Source organism: Bacteroidia bacterium (genome assembly GCA_023228875.1).
GTDB lineage: Bacteria > Bacteroidota > Bacteroidia > NS11-12g > UBA955 > JALOAG01.
In genome coordinates this window covers 420207-440156 of record JALOAG010000001.1, presented here as the reverse complement: position 1 = coordinate 440156, position 19950 = coordinate 420207, and the positions used below count along the sequence as shown (strand labels likewise).

Sequence of the window (19950 nt, the reverse complement as noted above, 5' to 3'; positions counted from 1 at the left end):
AATCACATATAAAATGATTTTTAATTCTTTCGCTGTAGAATCTGCTTTTTGAGCTTTCGATAAATATAGCCAAATCTGATATTCAAACCAAAAGAATAATAGGAACTGGTAAATTCATTGGCGTTTAGCGGTGTGATTCGCAAACCAATATTACTATCTATTTCCAACCAATCAACCAGAGAGTAGGACACTCCCAACCCTGCTTCTATGGGTAATACAAAAATGAGTTCTTTGCCTTGAGGTACATGATTAATGTTTGTATGCCTAAATCCGGCTCCAAAACCAACCATTATAGGTAAGTCAAATGAAAAACGCTTATAGGTATGAAAAACATAATTACCACCTACACTAAGATAGGAAAGATTTGTATATCGAACAATGGTATCAAAAACCGAGGGCTTTACTTCCTTATAACTATATCTGTCTGCAACATTATAAGTTGTATAATATCCAATAAAAACACCAACCCTACGTCCATAATCTAAACCAACTCGTGCACCATATACTTTGACTGGAACAGTCCCTAAAAAACTATTCCGATTATGAAAACCACCTACCAAGGTACCTTTGTTATTTTTCACATAAAAGGGAATTGAATCAACAAAACCATTCCCACCACTCACAACAATGGGGATAAAAAGAAGTAAATACAGGAAAAAGTATTGAGGAATATAACGAAAGACTGATAATATTAAATCAGAAATCTTCCTCATCAATATCTACTGTTACAGGATCCTTCATCACAATAATGAATTCCTCAATAAGTTTTTTCATATCAGTATCTATTGCTTTGAGGATTAAATCCGTGTATTTAACATTGGATTTATTTTTTAAATAATATTCCAGATATACGGGTGTAAAATTACCGGGCTTCCCATTCAAGACCGGATCGTAATGGACTATATGAGTGAACTTGTATTTATAAGCATAATCTCTGATCCAAAACTGAAATTTGAATTCATATTCACCATCTTGAACATTACTATGAGAATTAGGATGGGTTATCAATGGCAACCTCACTTTCATAATAATTCTTTGATTGGTTATATCTTCAATCACCCAACCCTTGGGTAATTTCTTTCCATCTCCATATTTGTTTAACAAATATTTCTTAATCCTAAAATACAGAGAATCAGCTGTACAATATTCACATGAACTTTCAACATCGTGAATGGCTGTGTAAGTAATCAACTTTGTAAGCGTATCTACAGGTATAATATCAATACGCTCATATTTTTTAAGTGGTTTTGGTGGTGTACCTTGATCGCCATTGCTTTCATCAACGGGATAATCACTGTAATATCCGCTTGTATCCCATGAGGCTTCGTCTGATGAGTCGGTTTCTGATGAGTCTGAGTATTCATCTCCCCACTGGGCATAAGCATTAGAGAAAGAAAACATCAAACAAAAAACTAAAACAGACCAAAACTTAGGTCTCACCCAATTACTATATTTTATCATTCTTTGTGTCAGCTGTTTTTTTATATGGTGCGCAAATTTAATTAAAAAAGAATCGCTTCGTTTTTGACTTTTCCCCTTTAATTTTGTCCGTGTAATACAACGCATATTCTAAATTTATATTTCCTTGATAATGAAATCCAATTTGTTCCTTTTTTTAGCAATAGTACTCATAGCAAACTCATGTCTATCTCCTAATCAAAAAGAATACCAGACAATGATAAAACTCCAAAACCACAGCTTTGCTAATCCTCACGAAGTCACACCAATACATCTCAATTTAAACCTAAAGGCAAACTTTCAGTCCAAAGTGTTAGAAGGCTTTGCAGAGTGGGAAATAAAACCAGTCAACAACGTTCATCGAATTCAATTTGACACCAAGAATCTTGAAATTATCACAACCGAAGTAGATGGCGAAATAATAGACTTTTCGAAAGAAAAAGATATCGAAATATTTGGTTCCGCATTAGTTATACCCATTCAAAAAGATAGCAAAATTGTTAAGATTTTCTATAGAACAAAGCCTGAATCGGAAGCAATACAATGGCTTAGTGCTGAACAAACCAAAGGCAAACCCTTTCTTTATACACAAAGTGAAGCAATTTTAGCCAGAACTTGGATTCCGTGTATGGATTTGCCGGAAATTCGATTTACGTACAATGCAACTATTACGTGTCCGCATGATTTACTGCCTCTTATGAGTGCTACTAATCCTCAACAAAAATCAAATGATTCGGTATATCACTTTGAGATGCAACAACCAATTCCCTCTTATCTAATGGCACTAAGCATTGGAGATTTGATATTTGCTCCATTAGGAAAAGAATGTGGAGTGTATGCCACACCGGACATGATTAAACAATGCGTTACCGAGTTTGAAGATTTGGAAAAAATGATAAAAACCGCTGAAGACTTATATGGCAAATACTATTGGGGCAGATATGATATATTGGTCTTACCTTCAAGCTTTCCGTTCGGAGGAATGGAGAATCCTCGATTAACTTTTGCAACCCCTACTATTATTACAGGAGACAAGAGTTTAGTATCTCTAATTGCTCATGAGCTCGCACATTCTTGGAGTGGCAACCTTGTTACAAATAGAACATGGGAAGACTTTTGGTTAAATGAAGGTTTTACTGTTTACTTCGAATCTAGAATCATGGAACACTTGTATGGAGTTGATTTTGCAGAAATGCTACGTAAATTAGACTCCGATGCACTCAAAAAAACAGTGCAGGAAATGTTACAAAGCAACCCCAATGACACTAAATTATTTCTTGATTTATCCAACAGAGATCCTGACGAGGGCATGAGTGACATTGCGTATGATAAAGGCAGATTTTTTCTTCAAACAATTGAGCATTATGTAGGACGACCTGTATTTGACTCTTTTTTGAAAAAATATTTTCACACCTTCGCATTTAAAACAATCAATACCGCAACATTTATTCAATACCTCAATGAAAACCTCTTGGATGCTTATCCGGACATAAAAGATTCTATTGGAGTAAATCAATGGGTATTCGAACCCGGCATACCGGATAACTTTCCTAATATTCAATCAAAATATTTGAACTCTGTAGATTCACTGATAGACCGCCTTATTGATGGCACGCCTATTAATGTTGACATGTTCAACAATTGGACAACACATCATTTTTTGTATTTCTTTAGAAATCTGCCCTTCGACTATTACAGTAATCATATAGAAATAATTGATTCAATCGGACAGTTTACACAATCTCACAATGCAGAGATTGCCTGTGATTGGTTTATATTGTGTATAAAAAGTGATTTTGTTGAGGCTCAACCTTTCATAGAAGATTTCTTAACCAAGGTCGGTCGAAGAAAGTTTCTCGAGCCTATTTATGAAGCAATGTTAGCCAACACAAAGTGGAATGATTTTGCTAAGCAAACATTTGCAAAAGCTGCCAAAGGTTACCATGCTGTTTCATACAACACAATTAAACAAATGTTAGATTCTAAATTCGGTTCATAGATTCTCTGACAACATGTTTAATCTCCCTTCACCACTTCAGAAAATAGAAAAAGCACTGTTCGAAGAACATCAAATTGATGTTTTTATAAAGCGAGACGACCTCATACACCCGTTTGTTTCAGGAAACAAAATAAGAAAACTCAAAGGTTGGCTAACAGAAGCACAACGAACGCAATCTCATACGTTGGTTACATTTGGAGGCGCATACTCAAATCACCTAATAGCCACTGCATTTGCTGCTACTATTTTTGGTTTTAAGAATATCGGAATTGTTAGAGGCGAAGAGCAGCCAATGAATATGGTTTTAAAGCATTGCCAACTCTTTGGTATGGAAATTTATTATGTAAATCGTGAACAATACAGGAAAAAAGACGAATGTTTTAACAGCATGTTCGGGAATAAACAAGGATTCCTTTATGTACCGGAAGGTGGAGGTGGCTTACCCGGCAGAATAGGATTTGAAGATTTTATTATTGAATCTGAAATGAATGCAGACCATTTCGTAATTGCAGCCGGTACAGGAACTTCTGCCAAAGGAATTGCCGATGCTCTCCTTAAAAACAATAACACACATTCAACAGTATGGGCTCTTGCAACTGTTAAAGATCAATCTCTAACTAAACTTGCTTCATCCAATCTTAATTTTTTGTTTGACTACACAGGCAAAGGGTTTGGCAAATTTGACAATACGTTAATTAACTTTATTCAAGATGAGTTTCGTACAACGGGAGTATTATTTGACCCTGTTTATACAGCCAAAGCATGGAAAGGTTTTTTGGATTTAGTTAAGAAAGGAACATTTAAAAAGAACGCAAAGGTAATTTTTGTTCACACAGGAGGACTTACGGGTCTATGGTCATTATAAATATCACCCTATCCTACTCCTTCTTTTCTACATAAACTTTGAAATAGACATCAAATAAACCTTTCTCAGTAAACACCCTGATTAATCTATAATTGAGTCCCACTCTGCCATTCGAATCAAAGTTAAAACTCAACACTTTGCTCTCTTCAGGATATAGATAGAATGCATCAATTGCTTCATCCGTTTTTGTACACCCGCAAGTCGGATAGACTTGATTGATATGCACGATGGTTTCATAGTTATTTTTAACGGTAAAAGAAAAATGTACAATCTCCCCTTCTTTAACAATACCAAGGTCTAACGTATCTCTTGGGAAGTCAAAATGTAAGGTATCACCATTAATGGCACTTGCAGATGAGCTAACGCTACAGATTAAAACAAAAATAAAAAGAACCTTTGAACAGATGTTACAAAGGTTCTTTGAAAGATTCATATCAACCATATAAGAAACGGATTGATTAGTTCACCCTCACAGGGGTTTGCGGTTGTTGTTCTACTTCAATAACAGTACCTTTAATTGTAAGTCTGAACGTACCATGAGAAGTCTCAACCGTAATTGTTTTAACAAAGTTTTGAGCTTTAGATGGTGCTGAATAAACAGCAACCACAGAGCCTACTTTACCGGGAGCCACAGGTTCTTTTGAATAAGAAGGAGCGGTACACCCACAACTTGCTCTTACACTTTTAATTTCAAGGGGTCTGTTAGAGTTATTAGTAAAATGGAACTCATATCTGGCTTGCGAGTTCGCCTGAACATCACCAAAATCATGAATCAGAGTTTCAAACTTAACAGAATCTTCAGAAGTTGGAGGTTCGTTGTAACCGGTTGCAAAAGAAGCTACTGCTGTGAAGCAAAGCATAATTGTAGATAGGATAATTTTTTTCATAACGATTATTTATTAAAATTGAATTTAGATTGTTTGAGATTATTTTTTAGTTGGTATTTTGATTTCAGTTCCTCCGTTGTTGTCGGTGGCTTCCACTTCTACTACACCGGTAATAACTAACTTTACAGTACCTGCATTCGTTTCCACAGTAACATCTTTGACAAAACTGCCCACAGCTTTAGCGTCATACCCAACTTCAATTTCAGACTTTTTGCCTGGCGCAATAGGTTCTTTTGAATAGGCAGGAGTGGTACAACCGCAACCTGCTGTTGCTTTATTGATTACAAGATTGGCATTGCCGGTATTTTCAAAAACAAATTTTACCTTAACCGGTACACCTTGCTTGATAGTTCCAAAATTATGCTTAGTTTTAGTAAAAGTGATTTCAGGACCAAAGACTGCAACAGTCGAAGGCATCTCATTGAGAGTCTTAGCTACTGCATAGGTTCCTTCGTAGCCTTTATCAACAATAGTTTGGGCATTGAGTTGCCAAACAAATGCAGATAAAATGAAAGCGGATAAGAATATTTTTTTCATATTAACGTTTTTAGAATTTCTTTGCTTCAAATTTCATTCCAAAAGTAAAGTGAATTGTGTAAAACCCAAAAAAAAGTTCGGTCAGCATTTTCTTAAAGACAAATCAATTGCAGAAAAAGTCGCAACTATCATTCCGGTAGAATTTGAAGGCAAAATATTGGAAATTGGTCCCGGAACAGGTGTGCTAACCCAATTTCTCATGAATACACGATTGAAAGACTTATATCTGAGCGAAATTGATACTGAATCAATTGAATATCTAAAGGAAAACTTGATTGATGCTACATACCATCATAGGATAATTGAAGGTGATTTCTTGAAAAATGCTTCATCAATGCTGAAAGATGCAAACTGGTTTGTGATAGGAAATTTTCCTTACAATATTTCGTCTCAAATCCTTTTTAAAATATTAGAGAACAGGCAGTTTGTAGATGGCTTTGGAGGTATGTTTCAGCGAGAAGTTGCACGCAGAATTTGTTCTGAACCACATTCAAAAGAATATGGAATTCTTTCAGTGCTAGTGCAAGCATATTTTCAGATGGAATATTGCTTCACAGTATCAGAAAATGTATTTAATCCGCCTCCCAAAGTAAAAACAGGAGTAATTAAAGGTTGGAGATACAGGGAAACATTGGGTGATTGTTCAGACAAACTCTTTTTTGATGTTGTTAAAACTGCATTTAACCAGAGGAGAAAAACGATGAACAATTGCCTAAAGAAATTCAACTTACCAACAGAAACACTTGAACAAACAGGCTTTGCCAAACTAAGACCGGAAAATTTATCTGTGCAAGACTTTATTAAAATTACGCAAGTAATAGAAACACAAAATCAAAGATAAAAAGAGCGTTCCACCCATGATCCTAACTTCTCATAGAGGACTATGGCTTTCTTCCATTTAATCACGGAGTAAATCTGGACGTTTTTCTTTGGTTAATCGCTCTGCTTCACTTAGTTGCCATTTTTCAATTTCAGCATGATTGCCGGAAAGTAATACATCAGGCACTTTCATACCCTTGAATTCCACAGGTCTGGTATAAACAGGCGGGGCTAATAGTCCATCCTGAAAGCTATCTGAAAGAGCACTTTCTTCATTACTAAGCACTGAAGGAATCAACCGAACTATCCCGTCAATCAACAATGCCGTTGGCAACTCTCCTCCGGTTACAACAAAATCGCCTATACTAAGTTCTAAAGTTACATATTTATCTCTAATTCGCTGATCTATACCTTTATAACGTCCGCTAATAATCAGTAAGTTCTGTGATAAAGAAAGTTTATTGACATGCGATTGACGTGTAGGTTCACCATCCGGTGTGAGAAAAACAACTTCATCATACTGTCTTTCTGATTGCAATTGTTCTATCCATTTGGAAAGCGGTTCCGGCATTAACACCATACCGGCAGCACCCCCATAGGGATAATCATCAACTTGCCCATATTTGTTGACCGCATAATCACGTAAATTGTGAACATGTATTTCTACCACGCCTTTCTCTTGTGCGCGTTTCATGATAGAATGTTGCAAAGGACTTTCAAAAAGTTCGGGCAAAACAGTGAGTATGTCAATTCTCATATTACGCCTTCAAAATTAGTTGAAATACAGCTATATCTTAGATTTCATTCCATTGATAAACGCACTAATTCCAATTTTAAAATACATGGTGCGCAATTGCTCCTTCTTGCCAAATCTATATAGGATACCCGGTCTTTGTCCAAATTCAATATGATAGCCAAGTGCTAACACACCGGTTGAGTACTGTTCCAATCTTATCCTATATCCGATATTCTTTAATTCCGGCATTGTCTTTAGTGTATATTCAGTTCCGGTCTCTTTGGCAACTAAGTCTTTAGTTACTGTAATTGTTGGCATTGCAACGATTTCAGCAATAAATTCCGTGCGCCCTCTATTTACCTTATCGCCATAAACATTCCCCGTACGCTTATCTTTTGCATCAATTGAGAAATTTCTTGTTTCACTATATACTACTCCTGCTGAAAATCTCATGCCGGTATAGGTAGTACCGGTATTGGGTAAATACTCGTCTAAACCACTAGTTTTATTAACTAAGAGCAACAATGAATCATTCTTTGAGTCGAGAAAATTATTAGTAAAAGATCCTGCGCTAAAAGTGAAACCGTATTGATACAAGGTTTTTGCAGGAGCAAAAATGTAATTTTCATACGAATAGTTATAAGAATAATCAGACCAACTTGCGGATTCGAGTACAATCTTTACTTGTTTACTTTTGACCTTTGCACTTGGAAACAAAGAAAGTCGCCCGTTCCATTCAAACATTGTCGCTTTAATTTCAGTAGCAGATTCTTTTATCACCTTATCATTCTTTTTATTAGCCCATACAACTTCGCCCCCTAACATAATTCTTTTTGAAGGGTGAAACTGAAGAATGGCATTTGTTGCGCTTCGCGAATTTTTATCTAAAAAATCATAATCAAAAAATCCGCCCACACCCACGTGTACCTTCAAAAACGGGTTATCTTGATTAACTTTATAAGAAATTTGAGAATACAAATGATTGAAAGATAAGAATGCAGCCAAGGTTAGTATTGTTTTATACATATTCAACAATAAATTTATCCGCAAATGTATGAGTACAACAATTAGACACAAGCAAAATACAAAAAAAACAAAAACAAATATCTTGTCTTTGTTTTTATTTGATTATTTCAATCTCAGCGGACTGAACTTCGCAAACATTAAAAAAGCCTACCGGGGTCAACGCATGTGCATTAGCAGTAAAGTTAGTCCTTACATTCACAGGAGGAGGAGCGAACATTCCACCATTTTGCATTTGTTGTTGAGCCATACTCAAGTACTGATAATAATCCCCGTTGATTCCCAATATTTCCACTTTCACTTTTTCTCCAATTTGATAAGGCTTTTCAAAATCATTAATTTGCATGATAGCAATTGGGAAAACGAACTCTAAGCTATCTGAAAACATCTGAGGATATCCCGCATCATAGGCAATATTAATTTTACCGGGATGGTTCATAAACACACCATTTCTGTATGTTCTAAGCCAATAACAATCTCCTACTCCATACGCATCTCTCGCATGTAAACTTACTATATATCCATTCATTCGCTCATTATATTGGTATGTAAGAGAGTCAATTGATGTACTTCGCATTAAAGTACTTTGGGCTGTATAGACCGCTTGACCCTTATATACTTTTAAAATGAAATGAGAATTTTGCTCTAACGAATCAAGAGGTGAAGGCAGATAAGTATAAACACCGGTTTGAGTTTTGTCAAAATAATACTTATTCCCTAAATTATCAGACATCACAACCGAGTCAACAGCATAAGGTGGAAAATCTCCTGAATTATCAAAATAAGCAATGCTTTGAGAAATCCTTACCACTTGAGGTTCTTTGGCATTTGTTATAATCGCATCAATACAAATTTGCGTTTCAGACTTATTTACATCCACTTCCACAACATCTTCACAAGCAGTAAGAGAAAAAAATCCAATTATTAATACCGTAATGATTCTATGCATATTCATGGACTAAAAATTAAAATTATAAGTAATTGCCGGTACCGCTCTACCTAATACTGAAAAGCGAATCGCTTGCGTTTGCATATAATCCTCTGGGTTTGGTTGAAAATAGATAGAAAAAGGATTCCTTCTCGCATAGACATTATAAACAGAAAAAACCCAATTGCTTTCCCATTTCTTTCGTTTTTTCCCTTGAATTGTAACAGATAAATCTAAACGGTGATAATCCGGTATTCTATAATTATTTCGGGCATCATTTTCAATATGCGGAATGATATAACCTTGAAAATTATACTTAGAAGTGGGAAAAGTTGCGGGAGTTCCGGTATAATAAACAAAGTTACCTGACACTGAAATTTTCTTGGTAATTTCGTAAATGAGTACCAAATTGAGATTGTGTGCCCTATCAAAACGAGCAGGATACCATTTGCCACGATTAATGCCTTCAACAAGTCTTTCGCTTCGTGCAAGCGTATAACTCAACCAACCCGTAAGTTTACCTTCGTGTTTTCGAACAAAGAACTCTGCTCCATAAGCCCGCCCTTTGCCTATTAACAGATCTGCTTCTAAAAACTCATTGAGCAATAAGTCTGCATTGTCAATGTATTCAACTTGATTATGCAAAGATTTATAATAGACTTCAACAGAGGTTTCCCATTTATCTTCCTGAAAATTTCTGAAATAGCCCAAAGCATATTGATTTGCAATCTGTCCGGGTATGTTATTGGTTGCAGGAGTCCAAACATCAAGAGGAATGGAAGCTGCAGTATTAGAAATCATTTGAAGATACTGCGCCATTCTGTTATAACTTAACTTAATAGAAGAAAAAGAATCCAACGTATATGTCGCTGCTAAGCGAGGTTCTAAGTTTCCATAAGCAGCAATGGACTTAAACCAAGATACCTTTTCAGTTTTCTCTAACGGTTTACGAATATTAGCAGTTGTATCTCTATAATAATAAGCAGTACCCTTTCCTATATAATTAAAATACGAATAACGCAGACCATATCGCAAATTCAAATTCTTACTAATCTTATGTTCAACATCTGTATAAAGAGCATTTTCCCATGCATAACGATTGTCCAAAGAACGTGAACTCACAACACCATCAATATTTGTATGGGATGTGCCGGGAACGAAATTATAGAAAGCAGATTGCGCACCGAAATTGACAACTAATTCGGGTCTTAAGTAATAAGTAAAATCAGGCTTTAAGGTATAATTAATAATATTGGATTTCCAGTCAAAACCACTCTCATCCATTTTCACATCTATTTTATAATCGTATTTGCTATAGAACGCAGTCAGGTTAGAAAACAGTCGGTTGTTAAATACCTTATTCCACCTTAAAGTTATTGTTTGATTTCCCCAATCAAATCCAAAAATGTTTGAAGCAGAAAAAACATCCCTACCTAAGTAAGCAGATAGAAAGATTCGATTATTTTTATTGAGAAAATAATTCCCTTTCGCAGTGAAATCATAGTAATAAAATCTACTGCCCTTAAGCTCTTTCCTCATAAAAGGTTTAGCTAATACATCCACATAACTCCTTCTTCCTGCAACAATAAAGGAGCCTCTGTTTCTCACAATAGGTCCTTCAAGTGCAAATCTGCTAAAAATCGCACCTACACCTCCGGTACCATGATACTCCTTCACATTGCCTTCCTTCATTCTCACATCTAAAATCGAGGCAAGACGACCGCCATATACCGCGGGGATACCTCCTTTAATGAGTTTGACATCCATTACCGCATCGGGATTGAAAACAGAAAAGAACCCAAACAAATGGGCAGAGTTAAAAACCGGTGCATCATCTAACAAAACAAGATTCTGATCCACCGAACTACCGCGAACATTAAAGCCTGTTGCTCCTTCTCCCACAGTAGTTACACCTGGCATCATCTGCACAACCCGCACCAAATCAACCTCACCCAAAAAAGCCGGTATTTTCTTAATTGTTCTCATATTCAGTTTAACAGCGCTCATCTCTGTTGACTTGACACTCTCGGATTTCCTTTTCGCACGCACCTCCGCACCATCTAATATTTTTGATACTGATACTAATTCAACCTGAATAGTAGTATTTTGATTAAATGACTTTACGATAACTTTATCGTTATATCCAATGTAAGAAAACCTTAAAGTATAACGTCCTTGAGGCACATTGACAGCATAGTATCCATAAGAATTTGTTACTGCTCCTTGTGCTAATTCTTCTATATAAACATAAGCAGCAATCAAGGCTTCGCCATTTGAAGAATCTTTTACATATCCACTGATACTGATTTTTGATTGCCCTGCTACAGCAGCCGGAATACATAGAACAAGTAGAAATACAATTGATCGGAACATATAGTGTTAAAGACGGTCGCAAAAATACCTGATAAACAATGTGATAGAGAAATTTAAGATTAAATAAAAATTGCAACGACAGACGCATAAAAAAGACATCATTTCATTGATGCAATTCGCTCTTATCGTCCTATATCCTCAACAATGACTATAGAGTAATAAAACATATTGTCAATGTAAAAAGAATCAAATCAAATCGGTATTATGTTTACCTTTGCCGCCTCATAAAATGCTCGATAATTACGTAAGTTTAACGGACTGGATTGCAGTAATTACACCTTCAGTAATACTGTTCCCTCTCTATTTTTTACTTGCTAATCATTTCAATATTTATGACAGCCCTATAGGACGCAGTTCACACACAAAGAGAACAATCACCGGTAGCGGCATTGTGTTTACAGTCAGTTTGTTCATCACTTCTATTTTTGTTGAGATGCATGTCCATTATTTCTTTTGGATTGGGTTGGTTTTATTAGTAACAGTGAGTTTTGTTGATGATTTAATTTTTCTAAAAAACTCATATAGATTTATTGTTCAATTGATTGCAATGGCTTTAATAGTATCGGTTATTCCAATTTCAGAAAGTAATGGTAGTTTTTCAGAGAAACTTCCTATCTGGGTTGGAGCAACCATCTTTGGCACTTTCATCATCAATGGATTTAATTTCATGGACGGCATTAACGGTTTGCTTGGCTCATGTATGATGGTTGTATTACTCAGTTTAGCATATCTGAATGCAACTTTAACAGATGCAGAAGGACATTTAATCCGGTTTGCAGATCCAATACTTATTTATTCGTTAATTGCTTCCCTTGCAGTTTTCCTATTCTTCAACTTTCGTTATCATGCAAAAACATTTATGGGGGATGCCGGCAGTGTTGGCATTGCTTTTATTACCACATATTTAATCTATATGCTTGTCTCAAAAACAGGCAACATTTCTTATCTTCTATTAATTTCAGTTTTAGGAATTGACTCCGGTCTTACTGTAATTTACAAGCTAATTTTGAAAGAGAACATTTTCATTCCACACCGCGATTTTCTATTTAAGAAATTAGTCCACATTGGCAAATATGTCCATGTTAAAGTTGCATTGATATATGCATCCATACAAGCTATTATAAATGCTATTATTATATTCCTCCCCTTTAACAAAGGAGTCTATGCACAAATTTCACTTGTTTTCATTATTATATCCGCTCAAATCGCACTTTTTATTTGTGTTAGAAATAGATTTACTAAGACCCGCATCATTGATATCCGTACAAAAACAAAAGAGGAGGACAATCAATCAACATGATAAAATTAAATTTTATATTGTAAATTAGTGTATCACACACACTGAACGAAGAAGTCGCTATGTCAGAAAAGAAAAAATACGAACAACTATATTTAGAAGGACCCAGAAGCAGATGGTACGAACTAAGTTTTACCTTTCGCGTTTTTAAAGAATTTATTAGAGGTTACAGAACCTTGCACTTTGCAGGACCCTCTGTTGCCGTATTTGGTTCTGCACGTTTCAAACCGGAGCACCCAAGCTATAAATTGGGAGAAGAAATAGGCAGGAGATTAGTAAAAATGGGATTTGCAGTCATGACGGGCGGAGGTCCTGGAATTATGGAAGCTGCTTGCAAAGGTGCTGCTGAAGCCGGTGGCAAAGCCATTGGATGCAACATCATGCTACCGTTTGAACAAGAACCAAATCCTTATGCAAATATCAAAGTTGATTTTAAGTACTTTTTTGTAAGGAAAGTGCTCATGTTTAAATACTCTTTTGGCTTTATTATTCTCCCCGGAGGTATAGGAACCGGTGACGAGATGTACGAGGCTATGACCTTGGTTCAAACACAAAAAATAGAAGGTTTCCCGATTGTGCTTATGGGTAAAGAATTCTGGGAAGGAACCATCAAACAGCTCAATGACTTTGACAAAGCCGGTACTGCACACTGGAGTGAAATACCCTCTTTATTAATAACAGATAATATTGAAGAAGCTCTTCAGTTTATTAATGATCATGCCATTAAGAAATTTGGGTTAAAAAAGAAAAAATTCACTCCAAAACCTTGGTTTTTTGAAAAAGCAGGACTCTAAAAATGCATACAAGTTCAATGTACGACATTCTCGTAAGGATTGCAAAAAGCAAAGATGCAAACCCGGACTACCTTATCCAAGTAGTACAGCGATTACGTCCAATTGATTCACGCAATACAGAATATGCAGTCGGACGTTTTCACGATTTACTGTTTATCTTAGAGAAAGATGAATACCTGCTTTTTGGTTTCCGATCCTATATACACAGATTACTTAAAAACAGAAAGTTCAGTTCACTCATAGCCGATTTGGGCATTGTGTCTGCCGGTGGTTTCTGGAGAGAAGTATCTAAACGATTTTATCACAAAATCCTACCGATACAACCGCCTGAAAACAGTATGGATTTCTTGCTGACTAATATTTTCTACCATCGCAAAGACTATAAATGGTTTTCTGCTATTGATGAAAAAAGTTGGAAAGTATTCTTTGAATTGTTAGATCTCACTCCCATCACAAAACAAAAGAACGATAGTTTTACTGTCAATGAGCTCATGTTTTCCATAGATATTCTGGCACTTAGGATATCAGGCACAGCTATGGATTACTCCTTATTGCGCATGCTTCCTGAATACGCTGGATTCGACAGCCCTTTTATTACTCTTCAAACCGAAGTGTCAGTCATGTTAAACTCATTCAAGAGTGAAGACGTTCAACGAAGCCATGAAGACATTAATGTGAAACAAGTCCGAATTCTAATCAAACAATGTCAAGACTATCTCAAACGTGCGCTGGATAACAAAGACAGATATGGAATCAGTTTCTTTACCACAATAAAGTTTGTTAGATTACAACAACAACTTGACAGATTGGAATTGTTACTTGACATTCTTATTGATAACAACCAAGACACAGAAAAAAAGACTATTTCTTTTCTCAATAAGCTCATTTACCTCAATGCAAAAAAGAATAATATTCGAGAATTTTGGCGAACCTCATCAAACTTAATAGCCTATCAAATTACACAACATTCAGGCAAAACAGGTGAACATTATATTACAAATACCAGGGATGAATACAAGAAAATGTTTTATTCTGCTGCCGGAGGTGGAATAGTGGTTGGATTCTTATGTATTTTCAAATCACAGCTTTCCAATATTGATACAAGTCCGTTTGGCCAAGCATTTTTATACAGTATGAACTACGCTATGGGTTTTATAGCGATTTATCTTTTCAACTTTACCCTTGCAACCAAACAACCCGCTATGACTGCGGCTACTTTAGCCAAAGCAATTAAATCGGATAGAAAGTCGGAGGTTAGCTATAGCGACTTTGCCGAGCTGTTTGCAAGGCTTTTCCGCTCTCAGTTTGTCGCCTTTATCGGCAATGTGTTTTTAGCGTTTCCTGTGGCAATACTTTTATTTTTAGTGTGGAAATACCTCTTTGGCGCTGACTTCCTCACTGTTGAACACAGTCAGAAAATGCTGAAAGAAGTAAACTTCTTGCAATCAAAAGCAATCCCTCATGCCATGCTCACAGGGGTCTTCTTATTTTTGAGCGGTTTAATTTCAGGGTACTATATTAATCGCAATATCCATGACAGAATATCATTCAGAATAAAAAAACATCCAATGTTAAGAAGGTTTTTTCCGGATAGGACTTTGAATAAGGTAGCTGAAATTTATGACAAACATATAGGAGGGCTATCAGGTAATTTTTGGTTTGGCGTGATGCTTGGATCAATAGGAGCTGTTGGAATGTTTTTTGGTTTAGACCTTGGAATCAGGCATATCACCTTTGCTGCAGGCAACTTCGGACTTGCATTAATGGGGCTGCAATTTGATATCTCAATGTGGCAAATCATTATAGCCATTGTTGGCATAGGGCTAATTGGCTTCTTTAATTTTATTGTGAGTTTTATTTTATCCCTCTATGTAGCTTTGAGATCTCGCAATCTGCATTTCTTTGACATCCAACCAATCTTTATAGCAATTTGGATAAGATTTAAACACAATAAACGTGATTTTTTCATCCCTCCACCTAAAAAAATATATGCACTTCGCGAAGAGGCAGAATCCATTGCCTCAGAAGAATCAAACAATGACGCTACTGAACATTGACCTTGATAAAGTTATATTATTTTCCGTTTTCTAAATGCTTGGGTTAGAAAGCTCCTTAACTTTGCAATCAATGAAAATACTCGTAGTAAGATTTAGCTCAATCGGAGACATCGTTCTTACAACTCCTGTACTACGCTGTATTAAATCACAAATTCAAGACGTTGAATTACATTTTGCAACCAAAGCACAATACAAATCCTTAGTTTCATACAATCCATATATTGACCAACTTCATTTATTAGAGTCTGATTTTAGTGCTTTTGTCAAAACAATTAAAAAGGAGCGATTTGATTTTGTGGTGGATTTACATCACAACCTTCGTACATGCAGAATGAAAGCCATGTTGCAAACAAAATCAAAGAGCTTTCACAAACTAAATTTTCAGAAGTGGCTCACGGTTCGCACCAAAAACAAGAAGTACATGCCGAATCTTCATATCGTTGACAGGTATATGGAAACCGTTAAATCATTGGGAGTTACTTATGACAATAAGGGATTAGATTTTTTTGAAGGCAACGAAACATTGCCAATAGAATTACAAGAAATCTCGGCTCAACCTTATCATGCAGTTGCCATTGGAGGCTCTTATTTTACAAAGAGAATGCCCGTAGAAAAGCTTGCACAATTACTCTTCAAATCTACCTATCCACTTATTTTATTAGGTGGAAAAGAAGATTCGGCACAAGGCGAATTACTTACCACACTATTACAAAACAAGAAGGTTTATAATCTATGCGGTAAACTTACATTGATTCAAAGTGCTATTATGGTCAAACACTGTTTCAAACTCATTACCCACGACACAGGGTTAATGCATATAGGTGCAGCTTTTGACAAACCAACCATCTCTATATGGGGCAATACTATCCCTGAATTTGGCATGTATCCATTTTTTGCAAATGACAGTGAGTCCGCCAAACATAGTGTGATACTTGAGGTTAAAAACCTCTCTTGTCGTCCATGCAGCAAACTGGGTTTCGATCATTGCCCAAGGGGTCATTTTAAATGTATGAGAGATATCGATTTTAGCCATGTCGAACTTTAATCCTGAACAACCAATTTTACAAAAAACAGAAGACGGAAGTCATACACTCTATCTCCCAACATTAGACGAAACGTATCATAGTGCAACAGGCGCTCTAACCGAAAGTATTCATGTATATATAAACCACGGATTTAACTGTATAAATCATGGTGAAACAATCAAAATTTTAGAAGTCGGGTTTGGAACAGGAATGAATGCAATTCTCACCTTTGAAGAAGCTCAAAAACAACAACAGAAGGTCGTATATGAAAGTTTAGAACCATTTCCTATTTCACCTTCTATGATACAGGATTTGGACATGGGATATATCTCCAAACAAAAAGACTTGTTGCAAATATTAACAAACATGCACACACAACAGGCTGATCTGTCTCAGGCTATTGGAAAAAACTTCATGTTCACTCGTTGGAAAACAACCATTCAAGAATTTAACGGAATGCAATCTACTTATGACTTAATTTATTATGATGCATTTGCACCTCGAAAGCAGCCGGAAATGTGGGATTATGCTGTATTGGAAAAATGTGTGTGGCTACTAAAAACAGGCGGTATTTTTATCACCTATTGCGCCAATGGTCAGTTTAAGCGCAATATGAAAGCGTTGGGTATGGCATTATTCAACCCACCTGGAATTGGACCAAGAAGAGAAATTACCCAAGCTCAGAAAAAATAGAATTTACATCCATAGTATTAGCAACACAAATTGCCTCTTTATACAAACTGTTCTAATTTACATGTGAGCCAATACAGAGGTATGTAATATCGAAATAGCAATCAAATCATTGACTTTATTTAGAGAATTAAGGGTGTACTTTAAAAGATATTTATGAAGACTCAAGTATTTCAGAAACACCACAATATTGCAAACTTTGATAAATCTATGTTTATTTTCACGTGCTATACCCTGTGTATTCAATCATCTTAGGTTAAAACTTGAGTTATGTTCCCATATCCAACTCTACAAGGCAATTGCTTCTTTACAAGAAACAACAGAATGAATTGGCGGCATTGGCTAAACAAAAAACTTTAAATCTAACCCTAATAAATACAAATTTCGATTCTTAAAAAACTACCTTTGCCCAACACAATAAAAAAACAAGTTGGAAAAATTCTGGAGTCCGGGCAAGTTAATGATTACCGGTGAATATTTAGTAATCAGTGGAGCAAAAGCTTTGGCAGTTCCTACAGTTTTAGGGCAGCAGCTTCATTTCACCCACGACAGAAGACGCAAAACAAGAATTGTGAATTGGGTATCCATGACACCAGGTGAATTGATTTGGTACTCAAATCAATTCATTATAGACCAAAACTTTGAACCTTCAGAACAGAAAGGGAGTGAAAGAACTGAATTTATCAGAAGCCTGCTCATCACAATAAACAATTCAAAACCTGATTTCTTTGCAGAGCAAGGAACATACAATTTTAAAACCTTTATGGATTTTGACCCCGGTTGGGGATTGGGCAGCAGTTCTTCATTGATTGTGAACTTGGCTATGCTAACCGACTTACAACCCTTCGAACTTGTTTTTCAATCCACTCTTAACCAAGGGAGCGGATACGACATTGCTACCAGTCTTATGGGTAAACCTATCCTATATTTTATAGAAGAAGAAATGTATCATTGGGCAGAACCCGTAGAGTTATCTTGGAAGAAATTTGCAAATCAATGTCGATTGATTTACCTCAATCACAAACAAGACAGCAATGTCGAAGTGAGCCGATTTAAGAGCAAATGGAAAGAAAATGAAAACCGTAATTTCATTGAAGAAATAAGCAATATCAGTGAAAGGATTACAACAGTTACAGACTACGAGGAGTTTAGGCAACTATTGGGACGACATGAGTTGATAATGTCAGAAGTGTTAAAGAAGAAATGTATCAAAGATGAACTTTTTCCTGACTTTGATGGTGTTATCAAATCACTAGGGGCATGGGGTGGTGACTTTATTCTCGCTTGTTCAAACAGCACATCCGAATACACAGAGAAATATTTTTTAGAAAAAGGTTATCAAACCATTATGGATTATAGCAAAATGATTGATTACGAATGGAAATAATGAAAAGTGCATGGCAAAGCCCTTCCAACATTGCCATAGTCAAATACTGGGGTAAAAAGGGATTTCAAATACCTGCAAACCCCTCAATAAGTTTTACTTTAGATCAAATTTTTACCCAAACAGAACTCTACATCAAAAGGAAAAAAAGTACTCAGACTATAGACCTGACATTCTTTTTCGATGATAAGCCAAAACCTGAGTTTATTCCTAAAATCACACAATTTCTGTCTGCAATAAGCAATGATTTCCCTTGGCTCAACCTTTATCATTTAGAAATTCATTCAAAAAATAACTTTCCCTACGGAACCGGAATTGCATCCTCTGCATCTGCAATGAGTGCTTTAGCATTGTGTATTATAGAAATAGACAACAAGTTGTCAAACAAAATCCTTTCAGAGCATGATTTTATGAGAAAGTCTTCATTTTATAGCAGAATAGGTTCCGGAAGTGCCTGCAGGTCAATTTATAGAGGGTTCAGTGAATGGGGCTATCATAGTGAAATCAACGGAAGCAGTGATGAATATGCTATTCCGTTAACAAACATTCACCCTGACTTCATGCATATTATGGACAGTGTATTGCTCATTGAAAATACAGAAAAAAGTGTGTCAAGCAGCAAGGGACATGACATGCTCAATGAACATTGGTATGCAAGTCGCAGGTTTGAGCAAGGGAAAGCGCATACATTAACATTGCTACATTCATTGCAGGAGAATAATATTCACTCTTTTGGACAAATTGCCGAACAAGAAGCACTTACCCTACATGCCATGATGCTTACCTCTCCTCACGGGTATTTTCTTATTCACCCAAACACACTGACTGTATTAAATGAAATTAGAACATTCAGAGCTAAGAGCAATCTTCCTGTCTTTTTTACTATGGACGCAGGAGCGAATGTTCACGTATTGTATTTCGAAAAAGACAAGCACAATGTTCAGTTGTTTATAGAAAACCAATTGCTTCGATACTGCGCTGAAAACTCTTGCATACACAGTGGTTTAGGTAAAGGACCTCAACGTTTATAAACTAATAAGTTAAAGTCCACAGCATCTTCATACAAATCACTATATTT

At 36.0% G+C, this 19950-nt stretch carries 19 protein-coding genes; 10 read left to right on the top strand and 9 right to left on the bottom strand.

Annotated elements, in window-relative coordinates:
- Nucleotides 1-20: 20 nt before the first annotated feature.
- On the bottom strand, nt 21-716 hold the full coding sequence (locus tag M0R38_02110; protein MCK9480538.1) for a hypothetical protein: 696 nt from the start codon (nt 714-716) through the stop codon (nt 21-23).
- Nucleotides 697-1461, bottom strand: a complete 765-nt coding sequence (locus tag M0R38_02105) for a hypothetical protein (GenBank protein ID MCK9480537.1) — start codon at nt 1459-1461, stop codon at nt 697-699. The genes M0R38_02110 and M0R38_02105 overlap by 20 nt, the downstream gene beginning before the upstream one ends.
- A 214-nt stretch (nt 1462-1675) precedes the next feature.
- On the opposite strand from M0R38_02105, the gene M0R38_02100 reads away from it, so the two are divergent.
- Both M0R38_02100 and M0R38_02095 read left to right on the top strand, forming a co-directional pair.
- Entirely contained in the window at nt 1676-3457 is a 1782-nt protein-coding gene (locus tag M0R38_02100; GenBank protein ID MCK9480536.1) for a M1 family metallopeptidase, read from the top strand.
- 13 nt (nt 3458-3470) lie between these two features.
- On the top strand, nt 3471-4322 hold the full coding sequence (locus M0R38_02095; protein MCK9480535.1) for a pyridoxal-phosphate dependent enzyme: 852 nt from the start codon (nt 3471-3473) through the stop codon (nt 4320-4322).
- A gap of 13 nt (nt 4323-4335) precedes the next feature.
- On the opposite strand, the gene M0R38_02090 is transcribed toward M0R38_02095, so the two are convergent.
- From M0R38_02090 to M0R38_02080, 3 genes are read right to left on the bottom strand one after another with little or no spacing between them, the layout of a single operon-like run.
- Nucleotides 4336-4764 carry a DUF1573 domain-containing protein gene (locus M0R38_02090; GenBank protein MCK9480534.1) on the bottom strand — a complete coding sequence of 143 codons (429 nt, stop codon included), beginning with the start codon at nt 4762-4764 and terminating at the stop codon, nt 4336-4338.
- Between the two features lie 16 nt (nt 4765-4780).
- The gene (locus M0R38_02085) at nt 4781-5209 is read right to left on the bottom strand and encodes a DUF1573 domain-containing protein (protein ID MCK9480533.1); all 429 of its coding nucleotides are present in this window, start codon (nt 5207-5209) and stop codon (nt 4781-4783) included.
- 39 nt (nt 5210-5248) lie between these two features.
- The gene (locus M0R38_02080; GenBank protein MCK9480532.1) at nt 5249-5746 is read right to left on the bottom strand and encodes a DUF1573 domain-containing protein; all 498 of its coding nucleotides are present in this window, start codon (nt 5744-5746) and stop codon (nt 5249-5251) included.
- A 49-nt stretch (nt 5747-5795) separates the two neighbouring features.
- On the opposite strand from M0R38_02080, the gene rsmA reads away from it, so the two are divergent.
- Entirely contained in the window at nt 5796-6587 is a 792-nt protein-coding gene (gene rsmA / locus M0R38_02075) for a 16S rRNA (adenine(1518)-N(6)/adenine(1519)-N(6))-dimethyltransferase RsmA (protein MCK9480531.1), read from the top strand.
- Between the two features lie 57 nt (nt 6588-6644).
- On the opposite strand, the gene trmD is transcribed toward rsmA, so the two are convergent.
- From trmD to M0R38_02055, 4 genes are all read right to left on the bottom strand, one after another.
- Nucleotides 6645-7322 carry a tRNA (guanosine(37)-N1)-methyltransferase TrmD gene (gene trmD, locus M0R38_02070; GenBank protein ID MCK9480530.1) on the bottom strand — a complete coding sequence of 226 codons (678 nt, stop codon included), beginning with the start codon at nt 7320-7322 and terminating at the stop codon, nt 6645-6647.
- A gap of 30 nt (nt 7323-7352) precedes the next feature.
- On the bottom strand, nt 7353-8327 hold the full coding sequence (locus tag M0R38_02065; protein MCK9480529.1) for a hypothetical protein: 975 nt from the start codon (nt 8325-8327) through the stop codon (nt 7353-7355).
- 94 nt (nt 8328-8421) lie between these two features.
- Nucleotides 8422-9279: a DUF4249 domain-containing protein gene (locus M0R38_02060; GenBank protein ID MCK9480528.1), complete on the bottom strand. Its 858-nt coding sequence runs from the start codon at nt 9277-9279 to the stop codon at nt 8422-8424.
- 3 nt (nt 9280-9282) lie between these two features.
- On the bottom strand, nt 9283-11625 hold the full coding sequence (locus M0R38_02055; protein MCK9480527.1) for a TonB-dependent receptor: 2343 nt from the start codon (nt 11623-11625) through the stop codon (nt 9283-9285).
- A 229-nt stretch (nt 11626-11854) separates the two neighbouring features.
- Between M0R38_02055 and M0R38_02050 the strand changes: the two genes are divergently transcribed.
- The 7 genes from M0R38_02050 to M0R38_02020 all read left to right on the top strand — a co-directional run bounded on the left by M0R38_02050 (nt 11855) and on the right by M0R38_02020 (nt 19903).
- A complete protein-coding gene (locus M0R38_02050) occupies nt 11855-12925 on the top strand; it encodes a UDP-GlcNAc--UDP-phosphate GlcNAc-1-phosphate transferase (GenBank protein MCK9480526.1) in 1071 nt (356 codons plus the stop codon).
- A 59-nt stretch (nt 12926-12984) separates the two neighbouring features.
- On the top strand, nt 12985-13716 hold the full coding sequence (locus M0R38_02045) for a TIGR00730 family Rossman fold protein (protein MCK9480525.1): 732 nt from the start codon (nt 12985-12987) through the stop codon (nt 13714-13716).
- A 17-nt stretch (nt 13717-13733) separates the two neighbouring features.
- Nucleotides 13734-15773, top strand: a complete 2040-nt coding sequence (locus M0R38_02040) for a site-specific recombinase (protein ID MCK9480524.1) — start codon at nt 13734-13736, stop codon at nt 15771-15773.
- A gap of 70 nt (nt 15774-15843) precedes the next feature.
- A complete protein-coding gene (locus tag M0R38_02035) occupies nt 15844-16818 on the top strand; it encodes a glycosyltransferase family 9 protein (GenBank protein ID MCK9480523.1) in 975 nt (324 codons plus the stop codon).
- Nucleotides 16805-17491 carry a tRNA (5-methylaminomethyl-2-thiouridine)(34)-methyltransferase MnmD gene (gene mnmD, locus M0R38_02030; protein ID MCK9480522.1) on the top strand — a complete coding sequence of 229 codons (687 nt, stop codon included), beginning with the start codon at nt 16805-16807 and terminating at the stop codon, nt 17489-17491. The genes M0R38_02035 and mnmD overlap by 14 nt, the downstream gene beginning before the upstream one ends.
- A 427-nt stretch (nt 17492-17918) precedes the next feature.
- Complete coding sequence (locus M0R38_02025; protein ID MCK9480521.1) at nt 17919-18875, top strand: GYDIA family GHMP kinase; 957 nt, start codon at nt 17919-17921, stop codon at nt 18873-18875.
- Nucleotides 18866-19903, top strand: coding sequence for a diphosphomevalonate decarboxylase (locus M0R38_02020; protein MCK9480520.1), 1038 nt, complete (start codon nt 18866-18868; stop codon nt 19901-19903). Before M0R38_02025 ends, M0R38_02020 begins: the two co-directional genes overlap by 10 nt.
- Nucleotides 19904-19950 lie beyond the last annotated feature (47 nt).

Coding starts and splice junctions, on each gene's coding strand:
- M0R38_02045 (MCK9480525.1), top strand. CDS start 12,985: ATGTCAGAAAAGAAAAAATACGAACAACTATATTTAGAAGGACCCAGA.
- M0R38_02060 (MCK9480528.1), bottom strand. CDS start 9,279: ATGAATATGCATAGAATCATTACGGTATTAATAATTGGATTTTTTTCT.
- M0R38_02100 (MCK9480536.1), top strand. CDS start 1,676: ATGATAAAACTCCAAAACCACAGCTTTGCTAATCCTCACGAAGTCACA.
- M0R38_02105 (MCK9480537.1), bottom strand. CDS start 1,461: ATGATAAAATATAGTAATTGGGTGAGACCTAAGTTTTGGTCTGTTTTA.
- M0R38_02085 (MCK9480533.1), bottom strand. CDS start 5,209: ATGAAAAAAATTATCCTATCTACAATTATGCTTTGCTTCACAGCAGTA.
- M0R38_02065 (MCK9480529.1), bottom strand. CDS start 8,327: ATGTATAAAACAATACTAACCTTGGCTGCATTCTTATCTTTCAATCAT.
- M0R38_02090 (MCK9480534.1), bottom strand. CDS start 4,764: ATGGTTGATATGAATCTTTCAAAGAACCTTTGTAACATCTGTTCAAAG.
- M0R38_02020 (MCK9480520.1), top strand. CDS start 18,866: ATGGAAATAATGAAAAGTGCATGGCAAAGCCCTTCCAACATTGCCATA.
- M0R38_02035 (MCK9480523.1), top strand. CDS start 15,844: ATGAAAATACTCGTAGTAAGATTTAGCTCAATCGGAGACATCGTTCTT.
- M0R38_02050 (MCK9480526.1), top strand. CDS start 11,855: ATGCTCGATAATTACGTAAGTTTAACGGACTGGATTGCAGTAATTACA.
- M0R38_02055 (MCK9480527.1), bottom strand. CDS start 11,625: ATGTTCCGATCAATTGTATTTCTACTTGTTCTATGTATTCCGGCTGCT.
- trmD (MCK9480530.1), bottom strand. CDS start 7,322: ATGAGAATTGACATACTCACTGTTTTGCCCGAACTTTTTGAAAGTCCT.
- M0R38_02095 (MCK9480535.1), top strand. CDS start 3,471: ATGTTTAATCTCCCTTCACCACTTCAGAAAATAGAAAAAGCACTGTTC.
- M0R38_02080 (MCK9480532.1), bottom strand. CDS start 5,746: ATGAAAAAAATATTCTTATCCGCTTTCATTTTATCTGCATTTGTTTGG.
- mnmD (MCK9480522.1), top strand. CDS start 16,805: ATGTCGAACTTTAATCCTGAACAACCAATTTTACAAAAAACAGAAGAC.
- M0R38_02040 (MCK9480524.1), top strand. CDS start 13,734: ATGTACGACATTCTCGTAAGGATTGCAAAAAGCAAAGATGCAAACCCG.